This window comes from Burkholderia sp. Bp8963 (assembly GCF_003854275.1).
Classification (GTDB): domain Bacteria; phylum Pseudomonadota; class Gammaproteobacteria; order Burkholderiales; family Burkholderiaceae; genus Burkholderia.
This window is the reverse complement of the sequence record NZ_QTQP01000022.1, coordinates 1-13052: the sequence shown is the minus strand read 5'-3', so window position 1 is coordinate 13052 and position 13052 is coordinate 1. Positions and strand designations below refer to the sequence as shown.

At 65.2% G+C, this 13052-nt stretch carries 11 protein-coding genes and 1 pseudogene; 5 read left to right on the top strand and 7 right to left on the bottom strand.

Annotated features, from left to right (window positions below):
- Positions 1 to 20: 20 nt before the first annotated feature.
- From DID96_RS19420 to DID96_RS19400, 5 genes are all read right to left on the bottom strand, one after another.
- Positions 21 to 899, bottom strand: a complete 879-nt coding sequence (locus tag DID96_RS19420; protein WP_124600901.1) for a dihydrodipicolinate synthase family protein — start codon at positions 897 to 899, stop codon at positions 21 to 23.
- A 26-nt stretch (positions 900 to 925) separates the two neighbouring features.
- Positions 926 to 1591 carry an amino acid ABC transporter permease gene (locus tag DID96_RS19415; RefSeq protein WP_124600900.1) on the bottom strand — a complete coding sequence of 222 codons (666 nt, stop codon included), beginning with the start codon at positions 1589 to 1591 and terminating at the stop codon, positions 926 to 928.
- A 10-nt stretch (positions 1592 to 1601) separates the two neighbouring features.
- Positions 1602 to 2273: an amino acid ABC transporter permease gene (locus tag DID96_RS19410; RefSeq protein WP_124600899.1), complete on the bottom strand. Its 672-nt coding sequence runs from the start codon at positions 2271 to 2273 to the stop codon at positions 1602 to 1604.
- A 10-nt stretch (positions 2274 to 2283) separates the two neighbouring features.
- The gene (locus tag DID96_RS19405; RefSeq protein WP_124600898.1) at positions 2284 to 3123 is read right to left on the bottom strand and encodes an amino acid ABC transporter ATP-binding protein; all 840 of its coding nucleotides are present in this window, start codon (positions 3121 to 3123) and stop codon (positions 2284 to 2286) included.
- Between the two features lie 382 nt (positions 3124 to 3505).
- A complete protein-coding gene (locus DID96_RS19400) occupies positions 3506 to 4339 on the bottom strand; it encodes a transporter substrate-binding domain-containing protein (RefSeq protein ID WP_124600897.1) in 834 nt (277 codons plus the stop codon).
- Positions 4340 to 4678: 339 nt separating this feature from the next.
- Here DID96_RS19400 and DID96_RS19395 point away from each other — a divergent pair, with 339 nt between their 5' ends.
- Together DID96_RS19395 and DID96_RS19390 are read left to right on the top strand one after the other, a co-directional pair.
- On the top strand, positions 4679 to 5866 hold the full coding sequence (locus DID96_RS19395; RefSeq protein WP_124600896.1) for a M20 aminoacylase family protein: 1188 nt from the start codon (positions 4679 to 4681) through the stop codon (positions 5864 to 5866).
- A gap of 283 nt (positions 5867 to 6149) precedes the next feature.
- Entirely contained in the window at positions 6150 to 7304 is a 1155-nt protein-coding gene (locus tag DID96_RS19390) for a branched-chain amino acid ABC transporter substrate-binding protein (RefSeq protein WP_124600895.1), read from the top strand.
- Between the two features lie 65 nt (positions 7305 to 7369).
- Here the strand turns inward: DID96_RS19390 and DID96_RS19385 are convergent, their stop codons facing one another.
- The gene (locus tag DID96_RS19385) at positions 7370 to 8158 is read right to left on the bottom strand and encodes an IclR family transcriptional regulator (RefSeq protein WP_124600894.1); all 789 of its coding nucleotides are present in this window, start codon (positions 8156 to 8158) and stop codon (positions 7370 to 7372) included.
- 213 nt (positions 8159 to 8371) lie between these two features.
- Between DID96_RS19385 and pcaF the strand changes: the two genes are divergently transcribed.
- Positions 8372 to 9574 (top strand): 3-oxoadipyl-CoA thiolase, encoded by a 1203-nt coding sequence (pcaF, locus tag DID96_RS19380; protein ID WP_124600893.1) that lies wholly within the window; start codon positions 8372 to 8374, stop codon positions 9572 to 9574.
- A gap of 177 nt (positions 9575 to 9751) precedes the next feature.
- Here pcaF and DID96_RS19375 read toward each other — a convergent pair.
- A pseudogene (locus tag DID96_RS19375) lies at positions 9752 to 9982 on the bottom strand (DUF523 domain-containing protein); the annotation flags it as partial.
- Positions 9983 to 10226: 244 nt separating this feature from the next.
- Here DID96_RS19375 and DID96_RS19370 point away from each other — a divergent pair.
- Positions 10227 to 11771, top strand: a complete 1545-nt coding sequence (locus DID96_RS19370; RefSeq protein ID WP_124600892.1) for a PAS domain-containing methyl-accepting chemotaxis protein — start codon at positions 10227 to 10229, stop codon at positions 11769 to 11771.
- A gap of 305 nt (positions 11772 to 12076) precedes the next feature.
- The coding region (locus DID96_RS19365; protein ID WP_148094507.1) for a PAS domain-containing protein at positions 12077 to 13052 on the top strand (976 nt) is incomplete at its 3' end.

The window sequence follows — 13052 nt, the reverse complement described above, 5'->3', positions numbered from 1 at the left end:
GCATCGGGGCGCGGTAGGCATCACGCCTGGGAGGCTTCGAAAACCGCGCGGAATTCCGCCTTTTCCTGGTCGGTCAGCGGCTGCAGCGGCATGCGTGCATTGCCGACCTTGAAGCCGGCGAGTTCGCAACCGTACTTGACCTTCTGGATGAACTTGCCGGACTCCATGCTGGCCATCACCGGGAACAGCGAACGCATCACGCTTTGCGCGCCTGCCAGATCGCCGGCCGTGAACTTGTCGTAAAAGCTGACGACCTGCTTCGCAAAGCAGTTCGCCGGCCCGCAGATCCAGCTCGTCGCGCCCCAGATGAAGAAATCGAGCGCCTGGTCGTCCGAGCCGCACGACAGCTGGTAGTGATCCTTGTATTTGCCGCCGATCTCGATCGCGCGCAGCAGGTTGCCGCTGCTTTCCTTGATGCCGATCACGCGCGGGTGATCCTTGAACGCGTCGAGCACGCCGTAGCCGACTTCGACGTTCGTGCGCACCGGGTAGTTGTACAGGATCACGTTGACGTCCGGCACCGCAGCGAGAATCGCTTCGTAGTGGCCGATCAGTTCCTGCTGCGACGGCAGCGCGTAGTACGGCGGCGCGATCAGCAGGTTCGTGTAGCCCGAGTCGCGTGCCTGCCGCACCTGCTCGATGACTTCGCGGGTCGACGAGCCGTTTGCCCCGACGATGAGCTCGCCGCGCGTGCCGACCACTTCGCGAACGGTCTTCATGACCGCGCGGCGCTCTTCGTTCGTCAGCGCATAGTATTCGCCCGTCGAGCCGAGCGGGACGAAGCCGCTGACGCCGGCGTCGAGCTGGAATTCGAGGATCGACGCGAGCGTGTCGTGATCGATTGCGCCCGACGCGTCGAACGGCGTGACGAGAGCGGGCAGGATACCTTTCAATTGCATGAGATTTCTCCGGCTTGACGAGAGAGTTAATAGGCGTAGCGCCTGAGCATCCTGGACTCCACTACACCGACCAGACGGGTCAGCGGAAAGGCGACGAGGAAATAGATGACGGCGACGGCGGTCAGAAACTCGACCGGCCGCGCGGTGCTGTTCGAGATGTTCTGGCCGACGAACATCAGGTCGGCGACGCCCACGGACGAGATCAGCGCGCTTTCCTTGAACAGGCTCACGATGTTCGACAGCAGCGGCGGAATCGCGCGCAGCAGCGCTTGCGGAAAGATCACGTAGACGATCTTCACGTGCGGCGACAGGCTGAGCGCGATGCACGCGTCGTGCTGTTCGCCCGCGATCGACTTCAGCGAACCGCGAAACGTCTCGCTGGTGATCGCGGCCATGTAGAGCGTCAGCGAGATCAGCACCGACAGGTACGGCGGAATCGGCAGCCGGAACACGACCGGGAAGCAGAAGAACACCCAGAACAGCTGGATCAGCAGCGGCGTGCCGCGGAAGAACTCGACGTACAGGGTGGTCGGCCCTTTCAGCCAGCGCGACGGCGACATCCGCAGCAGGCTCAGCATGAAGCCGAGGAGGCTGCCGACGATCGCGCACGTGACGGTGAAGGCAAGCGTCAGTCCGAGGCCTTTCGCGAGCACGAGCCAGTACGGCCAGACGACGGAAAAATCGAGGTTCACGGGTTTCTCCTCAGCGCTGCACGGCGGCGTCCTGGCGACGCTCGACGACATGAACGAGTTTCGCGATCGGCAGCGACAGCGCGAAATACACGAGCGCGACGACCGAGTACGTCTCGAGCGGTCGATAGGCCTCTGTCGCGAGGCTCTTCGCGACGTACATCAGGTCGGCCACCGCGACGATCGCGACCAGCGCGCTCTGCTGCAGGCTGCCGATGCCGTTCGTGAGCAGGACCGGCATTGCGCTGCGCAGCGCTTGTGGCAGCACGACGTAGAGCGTGCGTTGCCACGGACGCAGGCCAAGTGCAACCGACGCGTCGAGATGCTCTTTCGGCACGGCCTGCACGCCGGCGCGGTAGGCCTCGGCATTGAACGCGGTCAGGTTCAGGCCGAGCGCAAGTACGCCCATCGTCACCGGGTCGATGAACACGTCGACGATCATCGGGATGCAGTAGAAGAACCAGACGATCTGCAACAGCGCAGGCGTGCAGCGAAAGAACTCGATGAAGAGCTGGGCTGGCCAGCGCACGACCGCCCAGCGGCTCATCGCGAGCAGGCACAGCAGAAAGCCGAGCACGAGCCCCATCACGTTGGACGCGATGGCCAGCTCGAGCGTGACCTTCAGGCCTTCGAGCAACGCACCCACGCTGCCGGCCAGGAAACTGAAATCGAAGTGGTAGTTCATGGCTTCGGCCTCAGTCGAGATGCAGGACTTTCTCGAGGAATTCGCGGGTGCGCGCTTCCTTCGGACACTTGAAGACTTCAGCCGGCGCGCCTTCCTCGACGATCTTCCCGTTTGCGCAAAACACGACGCGTGTCGCAATGTCGCGCGCGAAATGCATGTCGTGCGTGACGATGATCATCGCCATCTTCTGTTCGGCGAGCTTGAGCATCACGTTCTGCACCTCGACGACCATTTCCGGGTCGAGCGCGGACGTCACTTCGTCGAACAGCATCAGCTTCGGTTCGAGCATCAACGCACGCGCGATGGCCACGCGTTGTTTCTGGCCGCCGGACAACTGGCTCGGATACGCATGCAGCTTGCTCTCGAGGCCGAGGCGCGCGAGATACATGCGCGCGCGCTCGGTTGCTTCGGCCCTGGAGATGCCGCCCACCTTGACGGGCGCCAGGACGAGATTGCCCAGCACCGACAAATGAGGAAACAGCGTGTAGTGCTGGAACACCATGCCGATCTGCTTCTGCAGCTTCGCATCGATCCGCTGGCCGCCGCGCGTGTCGGCGCCGCGGATGTACGGCTTGTCCTGGAACGCGATTTCGCCGCGTTGAATGCCTTCGAGACCCATCATCACGCGCAGCAGCGAGCTCTTGCCGCTGCCGCTCGGGCCGATGATCACGAGCCGATCGTCGGCGCGCATGTCGAGGCTCATGCCGTCCATGACCACGAGGTTCGGCCCGTACGACTTGTACACGTCGTGCAAGCGGACGAATTCGGCGGCGGGTGCGGACGAGGTGGGAAACGTCATCGAATGGGGCTGCGCGTTCGACCTGACGGCCGTCGTTTGAGGCAACAACATGGCGTTCTCTCCAGCGGCGCCTGGCGTCGGCGCTCAAGGTACGAAACAGAAGCATGCGTGGCGGCATGACCTCTCAGGTGGACATTCTTGTGCTCTTTGTTGTGTACAACGATGTATGCATATTAGAGCGACGAAATTTGGGCTGTCAATCGCAACGGGTTTTTCTGCGGGTAATCACCGACGGAATGGATAGCGGTCGACGGAAGGCCATGTGATCAGGGAAACGGCGAATCTGGGGGCAATGACGCCGCGTCGCGTCGCGTGGCACCCGCCACGCGCAATGGGGATGGATTGCCGGCGGGCGCAGCGCGCGCGACGAGCGGCCGGGCGAGGCTGCCCGGCCGCCGCAGAGGGCGATACGGATGTCCGGGTGAGCGGGCGCTTACTTGCCCGGCACCAGCATCGCTTGTACGGACGTCTTGATCAGACGGTTGACCGCGCCGGACTTGACCTGCTGCGCCAGGTACTTGTTGAGGACGTCGAGGTCGGCCTTCGGGGTGTCCTTGCGCAGCCCGAACGCCACCTCCTGTTGCGCGAGCGGCGGCGTCGGACCGAAGCTGGTCGCCCATTCAGGGTGCGCTTCCGTCAGCAGCATGTTGGTGATGTTGGCGTCCGCCAGGAAATCGGCTCGCTTCGAGATCAGCGCGAGGCGCGTTTCATCGTTACCGGGCAGCCGCATGATCCGCGCCTTCTTCAACTCGGCCGAAATCGCCTTGTCTTGCGCCGTACCCGACATGACCGCGATCGTCACGTCCGGCTTGTCGATGTCGGCAATCGTGCGCGGAGTCTTGGGTGCTTTCGGGTTGTTCTTGTTGTAGACGAACGAAACGTTGTAGTCGGTTGCGGGCGCGGAGAACGCGACGGCCTTCTCGCGCTCCGGCGTGTCGTTCAGCGCGAGCGACAGGTCCCACTTGTCCGACTGCAGGCCGGCGACGATGTTGTCCCAGGTCGTGTCGACGAACTCGACTTTCACCTTGAGCACGTTCTGCCCGAAGTCGCGACACAGTTCCGAGAAGAAGCCGCTATAGGCCCCAGTCTTCGGGTCTCGCATCACATAGGGCGGCGCGACGGCCGCGCCGCAGCGCAATACGCCTGCTTTCTTCACACTTGCCCACGCACCGGTTTCGTCCGCGTGCGACGACGTGGCGGCGACGAGCGCAGTTGCCGCGATGAAGCCGGCGACCATTTGACGGGTAAAACGAGACAGCCGAATCATGTTGACCTCTCTCTGACCAAGGGGAATCCCGTATGAAGCATGCATCTGCCACACAATCATGTGTGTTTTATTGTGTGCAGCATTGCATGCATATTAGGAGGCTAAAAATTCGACTGTCAACGGGGGTTGCCCTAGTGGGTGGGGGTGGGGTGGTCGGTGACGAATCGCGCGACATCGCGCATGACCGGGATGGATCGGTGGATCGGGAGACTGCGTCGCGGACGCTTGTAAAAAATTTCACATCGTATTGAATCGAAATCGGCTCGATATACTGGCTCGCTTTCCACGCCGCCGCAGTCACGTGCGCCGGACCGCCAGACAGGAAGCCGGAGCCCATTCATGTCCGATACCCGATTCACCGAAGTCGAAGATCTGCAAACCGCCACCGCCGGACTGCGCGAGATCCGCCATCACATCCACCGCCATCCGGAACTCGCGTACGAGGAAGTCGGAACGGCCGCGCTCGTCGCCGAGCGGCTCGAACAATGGGGCTGGCAGGTCACGCGCGGCGTCGGCAAGACGGGCGTCGTCGGCACGCTGAAAGTTGGCGACGGCACGCGCAGCATCGGCATTCGCGCCGACATGGACGCGCTGCCGATCCACGAGGCGACCGGCCTGCCGTATGCGAGCGCGACGCACGGCAAGATGCACGCATGCGGGCACGACGGCCACACGACGATGCTGCTCGGCGCCGCGCAGCATCTCGCGAAGACGCGCAACTTTTCCGGCACCGTGCACCTGTATTTCCAGCCGGCGGAAGAGCATGGCGTCGACAGCGGCGCGAAGAAGATGATCGACGACGGCCTGTTCGAGCGCTTCCCGTGCGACGCGGTGTTCGGCATGCACAATCATCCGGGTGCGGCGCCCGGCGTGTTCCTCACGCGGCGCGGTCCGTTCATGTCGGCGGGCGACAAGGCGATCATCACGATCGAAGGCGTCGGCGGCCACGCGGCGCGCCCGCACCTGAGCGTCGATCCGGTCGTCGTCGCCGCGAGCATCGTGATGGCGCTGCAGACAATCGTCGCGCGCAATGTCGATCCCGCACAGCCGGCAGTCGTCACGGTCGGCTCGATGCACGCGGGCACCGCGAACAACGTGATCCCGCACGGCGCGCGTCTCGAACTGAGCGTGCGCTCGTTCAGCCCCGACGTGCGCGCGCTGCTGAAGCGCCGCATCGTCGCGATCGCCGAGTCGCAGGCCGCGAGCTACGGCGCGATCGCGCATGTCGAGTACATCGAAGGCTACCCGGTGGTCGTAAACTCGGATGCGGAAACCGATTTCGCCGCGCAGGTCGCGCGCGAACTGGTCGGCGACGCGAACGTCGTCGAGCAGGCCGACCTGCTGATGGGCAGCGAGGATTTCGCGTTCATGCTGCAGCAGCGCCCGGGCTCGTTCGTGCGGCTCGGCAACGGCGCAGGCGAAGACGGCTGCATGGTCCACAACCCGAAGTACGACTTCAACGATCGCAACCTGCCGATCGGCGCGGCGTTCTGGACGCGCCTCGTGGAGCGCTATCTCGGCCGGTAACGCCGGCGGCGCACGTCGTCGGCGTGCCTGGCCGACGACTCCCCGCATGCGACATGACGCGGCGCCGCCGAACAGGATTCATATCCCGTTCGAACCAAATTTAGTGCATGATCACCGGCGTCGAGAAAGCGACCGCCGGACGCGAGCGCTGCGCGCAGGCGATCCGCCCCGTGGGGCATGGGGCTTTGCCGATCAAGCTGACAGAGCCTGGGAATCCGGCCGAACCGATCGAGACGTCGATAGAACGATCAGATAAAACGATCAACTTCTTTGGAGAGGGCAGATGGAACGAAACATTGCGGTCAAGCTGTGCAAGCCTGTACTCACTGGTGCCGTCGCAACCCTGGCCTTTGCCGCCGCGGCGTCCGCGATGGCCGATCAGGTCGTCAAGATCGGCAGCGTCGAACCGACGACGGGCGGCATTGCCCACCTCGGCAAGGACAATGAAAACGGCGCCCGTCTCGCGGTCGAGGAAATCAACGCCAAGGGGCTCACGATCGGCGGCCAGAAGATCACGCTGCAGCTCGACGCACAGGATGACGGGGCCGACCCGCGGCAGGCGACGCAAGTCGCACAGAAGCTCGTCGACAACAAGGTCGTCGCTGTCATCGGGCACCTGAACTCCGGCACGTCGATTCCGGCGTCGAAGATCTATAGCGACGCGGGCATCGTGCAGATCTCGCCGTCGGCCACGAACCCGACCTACACGCTGCAAGGCTTCAAGACAACGTACCGCGTCGTCGCGACCGATGCGCAGCAGGGCCCGGCGCTCGCGAGCTATGCGCAGTCGAAGGGTATCAAGAGCGTGGCCGTCGTCGACGATTCGACCGCTTACGGCCAGGGTCTCGCGAACGAGTTCGAGAAGAAGGCGAAGGCACTCGGCCTGAAGGTGGTGTCGCACGACGCGACGAACGACAAGGCAGTCGATTTCCGCGCGATTCTGACCAAGATCAAGGGCGAGAATCCGGACGCGATCATGTACGGCGGCATGGACGCGACGGGCGGCCCGCTCGCGAAACAGGCGAAGCAGCTCGGCCTGCGCGCGAAGGTCCTGTCGGGAGACGGCGTGTGCACCGACCAGCTGGCCGAGCTGGCCGGCCCGGCGGCCGACAACGTGCTGTGCTCGCAAGCCGGCGCGGCGCTCGAGAAGATGCCGGGTGGCGCGGCGTTCCAGGCCAAGTACCAGAAGCGCTTCAACCAGGGCATCAAGTTCGACGCGCCGTTTGCGTATGACGCCGTCTACATCGTCGTCGACGCGATGAAGCGTGCGAACTCGACCGATGCCGCGAAGATTCTCGCGGTGATGCCGTCGACGAAGTATGACGGCGTGATCGGCACGACGACCTTCGACCCGAAGGGCGACCTCACGCACGGCATCATTTCGATCTACGGCTACAAGAGCGGGAAGAAGACCTTCCTCGACCAGGTCAAGATGTAACCAACGGTAGCGCCGCCTGCAACGATCGCGCGTTGACGTGCGATCGTTGCAGGCGGCGTGCCGCGTCACCCCCTTCGCGCAACCAGCTCCGACACGGTTTGCGCGGCCTGCTGCAACGGGCCGAGAAACTCCTTCACCATCTGCTTCGCGGAATGGCGCTGCGCATTGCCGCTGACGTTCATCGCCGCGATGATCTGCCCGCGCCGGTTGCGGATCGGCGCCGAGATCGACAGCAGACCCACTTCCAGTTCCTGGTCGACGATCGCCCAGCCCTGCTGGCGCACCTGTGCGATCGTGGCCTTCAGTTCGCCGAGGTCCGTAATCGTGCGCGGCGTGTGCGCGCGGATGGGGCTCTGCGCGAGCGTCTCGTCGAGCGCCGCGTCGTCGAGCGCGGACAGCAGCACGCGTCCCATCGACGTGCAGTACGCGGGCAGCCGGCTGCCGATCGACAGGTTGATCGTCATGATCTTGTGCGTCGGCACGCGCAGCACGTAGACGATCTCGGTGCGGTCGAGCACGGCCGCCGAGCAGCTTTCGTGAATCTGCGCGGAAAGCTGCTCCATCACCGGTTCGGCGAGGTTCCAGAACGGCATCGACGTCAGGTATGCGAAGCCGAGCTCGAGTATCTTCGGCGTGAGCCGGAACAGCCGGCCGTCCGCCTCGACGTAGCCGAGCGTCTGCAGCGTGAGAAGGATCCGGCGCGCGCCCGCGCGCGTCAGGCCCGTCGCCGACGCGACTTCGGTGAGCGTCTGTTCGGGATGGTCCGAGTCGAACGCGCGGATCACGGCGAGCCCGCGTGCGAACGACTGGACGTAGGAGTCGCCGGGTTTGGCCTGGATGTCTTCGGTAGTCATGACCTGTCGGAATATCGTGCAGCCGAGAAGATAGCGCATGGGGCCAGACACGCCAACCGCACGGCCGTCGCCGGCGCTTGACAGGTCGTCCCCGCACTCCCTATGATGCCCTGAACGTTCGATAAGCGATCTTATGTTCGTATATAGAACATTTAAGCGCATCCCGGCGAACCATGCAACGGGGGGCGCCCGTTCCATTACCCGGAGACACTGATGACCGAAGCTTTCCTGTGTGACGCGATCCGCACCCCGATCGGGCGTTATGGCGGCGCGCTGTCCGGCGTGCGCGCCGACGACCTGGGCGCGGTGCCGCTCAAGGCGCTCGTCGAGCGCAACCGCGATGTCGACTGGTCCGCGGTCGACGACGTGATCTACGGCTGTGCGAACCAGGCCGGCGAGGACAATCGCAACGTCGCGCGCATGTCGCTGCTGCTCGCGGGCCTGCCGCAGGTCGTGCCGGGCTCGACGATCAACCGCCTGTGTGGCTCGGGGATGGACGCGGTCGGTGCCGCCGCGCGCGCGATCAAGTCCGGCGAGGCCGCGCTGATGATCGCGGGCGGCGTCGAGAGCATGACGCGCGCGCCGTTCGTGATGGGCAAGTCGGCGAGCGCGTTCGCGCGGCAAGCCGACATCTTCGACACGACGATCGGCTGGCGTTTCGTGAATCCGCTGATGAAACAGCTGCACGGCGTCGATTCGATGCCGGAGACGGCCGAGAACGTCGCGACCGACTACAACATCAGCCGCGCCGATCAGGACCTGTTCGCACTGCGCAGCCAGCAGAAGGCCGCGCGTGCGCAGCAGGACGGCACGCTCGCCGAGGAAATCGTCGCGGTGACGATTCCGCAGAAGAAGGGCGATCCGGTCGTTGTCGCGCGCGACGAGCATCCGCGCGAGACGTCGCTGGAAACGCTGGCGAAGCTCAAGGGCGTCGTGCGGCCGGACGGCACGGTGACGGCCGGCAACGCATCGGGCGTGAACGACGGTGCAGCCGCGCTGCTGCTCGCGAACGAGGAGAGCGCGAAGCGCTTCGGCCTGATCCCGCGCGCACGCGTGCTCGGCATTGCGACCGCGGGCGTTGCGCCGCGCGTGATGGGCATCGGCCCGGCGCCGGCCACGCAGAAGCTGCTCGCGCGGCTCGGCATGACGATCGACCAGTTCGACGTGATCGAACTGAACGAGGCGTTCGCGTCGCAAGGTCTCGCGGTGCTGCGCATGCTCGGCGTCGCGGACGACGATCCGCGCGTGAATCCGAACGGCGGCGCGATCGCGCTCGGTCACCCGCTCGGCGCGTCCGGCGCGCGTCTCGTGACGACCGCGATGTACCAGCTGCATCGCACGAACGGGCGTTACGCGCTGTGCACGATGTGCATCGGCGTCGGTCAGGGCATCGCGATCGCGATCGAGCGCGTCTGACCTGAAGTGATGCGGCGAAGCGGCCGGAGTCGGCCCGCTTCGCCGTTGCCGATCGCTTTTCCAATCTCATTCCCGACCGCGTTCCCGATCGCGTTGCCGCGCAGCATTGGCGAGCGCGCTCCGATCGATGGACCACGCGGCACGACAACCGCCGTGCCGAACGGGCCTCCCTCCCCCTCAGGAAATTTGCGCGAGGCGCGCGCTGAGCGCGTCGATCTCCGTATCCGCGAACACCTCGATGCCATGCTGCCGCAGCAACGCTGCCGTGACGCCGGCGCCGGCATGCCGCCGGTTCGCGAAACTCCCGTCATAGATGAAGCTGCTTCCGCACGACGGGCTCCCGTCGGCGAGCACCGCAAATCGGCAGTCGTGCGCGCGCGCCAATGCCAGCGCGGCCTCTGCGCCGGCGAAGTGCGATAACCGGAAACGCTTGGCGGGACGGGCTCAAGCCGGATTTCCGGACACGATCCTTGACGCAGATCAGAACACGCCGAATTTAGAAGTGGTTTTCGGCGCGAGGGGTAAGGTTTTCGAAAAGATTGCCGAAAGTACAGGGGTCTGACCAGAATCGTGCGGGTGCGTCCCGCATGCGACCGGTCCCGAGTCTTCAATCCTGAGGCGGGCGAGAGACCCGCCGTTCGGAGCCCAGCACATGCGCAACAACCAGCCCGTCACGCAACGCGAGTTCGAGTTTCCCGACGACGCGACGCTGATGTCGACCACCGATGCCAACAGCATCATCACCTATGCGAACGCGACCTTCATCCAGGTGAGCGGGTTTGCCGGCGACGAGCTCGAAGGCCAGCCGCACAACGTCGTGCGTCACCCGGACATGCCGAAGGAGGCGTTCGTCGACATGTGGGCGACGCTGAAGGGCGGCGAGGCGTGGTCCGCGCTCGTGAAGAACCGCCGCAAGAACGGCGATCACTACTGGGTGCGCGCGAACGCGGTGCCGGTGATGCGCAATGGCGAGCCGCAGGGTTACATGTCGGTGCGCACGAAGGCGCCGCGCGACGAGATCGCCGCCGCCGAAGCGCTGTATCGCGACTTCCGCGAAGGCCGGGCCGGCAGCCGCCGGTTCCACAAGGGGCTGATCGTCCGCACGGGGCTGTTCCGCATCGCGTCGCTGTTCCAGACGATGTCGGTGCGCTGGCGGATCCACGCGGCGCTGCTCGCGATGGCGCCGGCCGTCATTGGCGCGGGCTGGGCATGCGGCCTGGCGGGCGGACCGCTCGCGGCGTTCGCGGCGGCGACGGTCGGGATCGCGGTGGCGGCCGGCGCGTGGCTCGACGCGCAGATCGTGCGTCCGCTGAAGCGGCTGCGCGACCAGGCGCTGAACGTCGCGACCGGCGAGAGCCGCCGCGGCGTGCGGATGAACCGCGTCGACGAGATCGGCATGACGCTGCGCACGATCAACCAGCTCGGGCTGATGTTCCGCTGGCTCGTCGACGACGTCAGCGAGCAGGTGCACAACGTGCAGCGCGCGAGCAACGAGATCGCGCAGGGCAACAACGACCTGAGCGCGCGCACCGAGCAGGCCGCGTCGAGCGTGCAGCAGACGGCGGCGTCGATGGCGGAGATGACGGCGACCGTATCGAGCAACGCGGAGACGGCGGTGCAGGCGAACCAGCTCGCGGTGACCGCGAGCGACGCAGCCGAGCGTGGCGGGCAGGCGGTATCGGAGATCGTCACGACGATGAACGACATCACCGCGAGCTCGCGCCGGATCTCGGACATCATCGGCGTGATCGACGGGATCGCGTTCCAGACCAACATCCTTGCATTGAACGCGGCGGTCGAGGCCGCGCGGGCGGGCGATCAGGGGCGCGGCTTCGCGGTTGTCGCGGGCGAGGTGCGGGCGCTCGCGCAGCGCAGCGCGAATGCGGCGAAGGAGATCAAGACGCTGATCGAGAACAGCGTCGGGCGGATCGCGTCCGGTGCGCAGCTCGTCGACGACGCGGGCCGGACGATGGAGGACATCGTCGCGCAGGTGAAGCGCGTGTCGGACCTGATCGCGGAGATCAGCGCGTCGACCACCGAGCAGAGTTCGGGCGTCGCGCAGGTCGACCAGGCGGTCGTGCATCTCGACAGCATCACGCAGCAGAACGCGGCGCTCGTCGAGCAGAGTGCGGCGGCATCGGAGAGCCTGAAGCAGCAGGCAACGCGGCTGGTGGATGCGGTGAACGTGTTCAGGTGACCGCATCCCCTTCCGGTTATTTATCTGTCAACGCGACGCGTAGGGATTGCCTCTGAATTGATCGGCGGATAAGCGTCAAACCCTTGCCGGGCGTGGCTCGTGGTTCATCAATAAACAAACCGTTTGATGAGCGCATGAAGGCGCAAATTTAGTGCATGTTTTTCCCGAGTATGGGTCATGTTTCCGGAAATCGTGCCGAAAGCATGAGGGTCTGACCAACCGCATGCGGATAAACCGCGATGCATCGAGTCTCGATTCGTCAATCGACAAGCGGGCGCAAGATCCGCCAATCGGAGCCCCATACCATGCGCAACAACCAGCCCGTCACGCAACGCGAGTTCGAGTTTCCCGACGACGCGACACTGATGTCGACCACCGACGCGGAAAGCTACGTCACCTACGCGAACGCCGCATTCATCCAGGTCAGCGGATTCTCTCCCGAGGAGATCGAGGGCCAGCCGCACAACGTCGTGCGTCACCCGGACATGCCGAAGGAGGCGTTCGCCGACATGTGGGCGACGCTGAAGGGCGGCGAGCCGTGGACCGCGCTCGTGAAGAACCGCCGCAAGAATGGCGACCATTACTGGGTGCGCTCGAATACGGTGCCAGTGATGCGCAACGGGCAGCCGCAGGGCTATATGTCAGTGCGCACGAAGGCGTCGCGCGACGAGATCGCGGCCGCCGAAGCGCTCTACAAGGAATTCCGCGAAGGCCGGGCGGGCAACCGTCATTTCCACAAGGGGCTGATTGTCCGCAAGGGTCTGGCCGGCTTCACGTCGCTGTTCCAGACGATGTCGGTGCGCTGGCGGCTCAATGTGTCGCTGCTCGCGCTTGCGCCGGTCGTGGTGGGCGCGGGCTGGGCATGCGGCCTGCAGAGCGGCCCGCTCGCGGCGTTCGCGGCGGTAACGGTGGGCGCAGCCACGGCCGCCGGCCTGTGGCTCGATGCGCAGATCGTGCGTCCGCTCATGCAGTTGCGCGACCAGGCGTTGCGCGTCGCGACCGGCGAGAGCCGCACCGGCGAGCAGATGAACCGTGTCGACGAGATCGGCATGACGCTGCGCACGATCAACCAGCTCGGGCTGATGTTCCGCTGGCTCGTCGATGACGTCAGCGAGCAGGTGCACAACGTGCAGCGCGCGAGCAACGAGATCGCGCAGGGCAACAACGACCTGAGCGCGCGCACCGAGCAGGCCGCGTCGAGCGTGCAGCAGACGGCGGCGTCGATGGCGGAGATGACGGCGACCGTATCGAGCAACGCGGAGACGGCGGTGCAGGCGAACC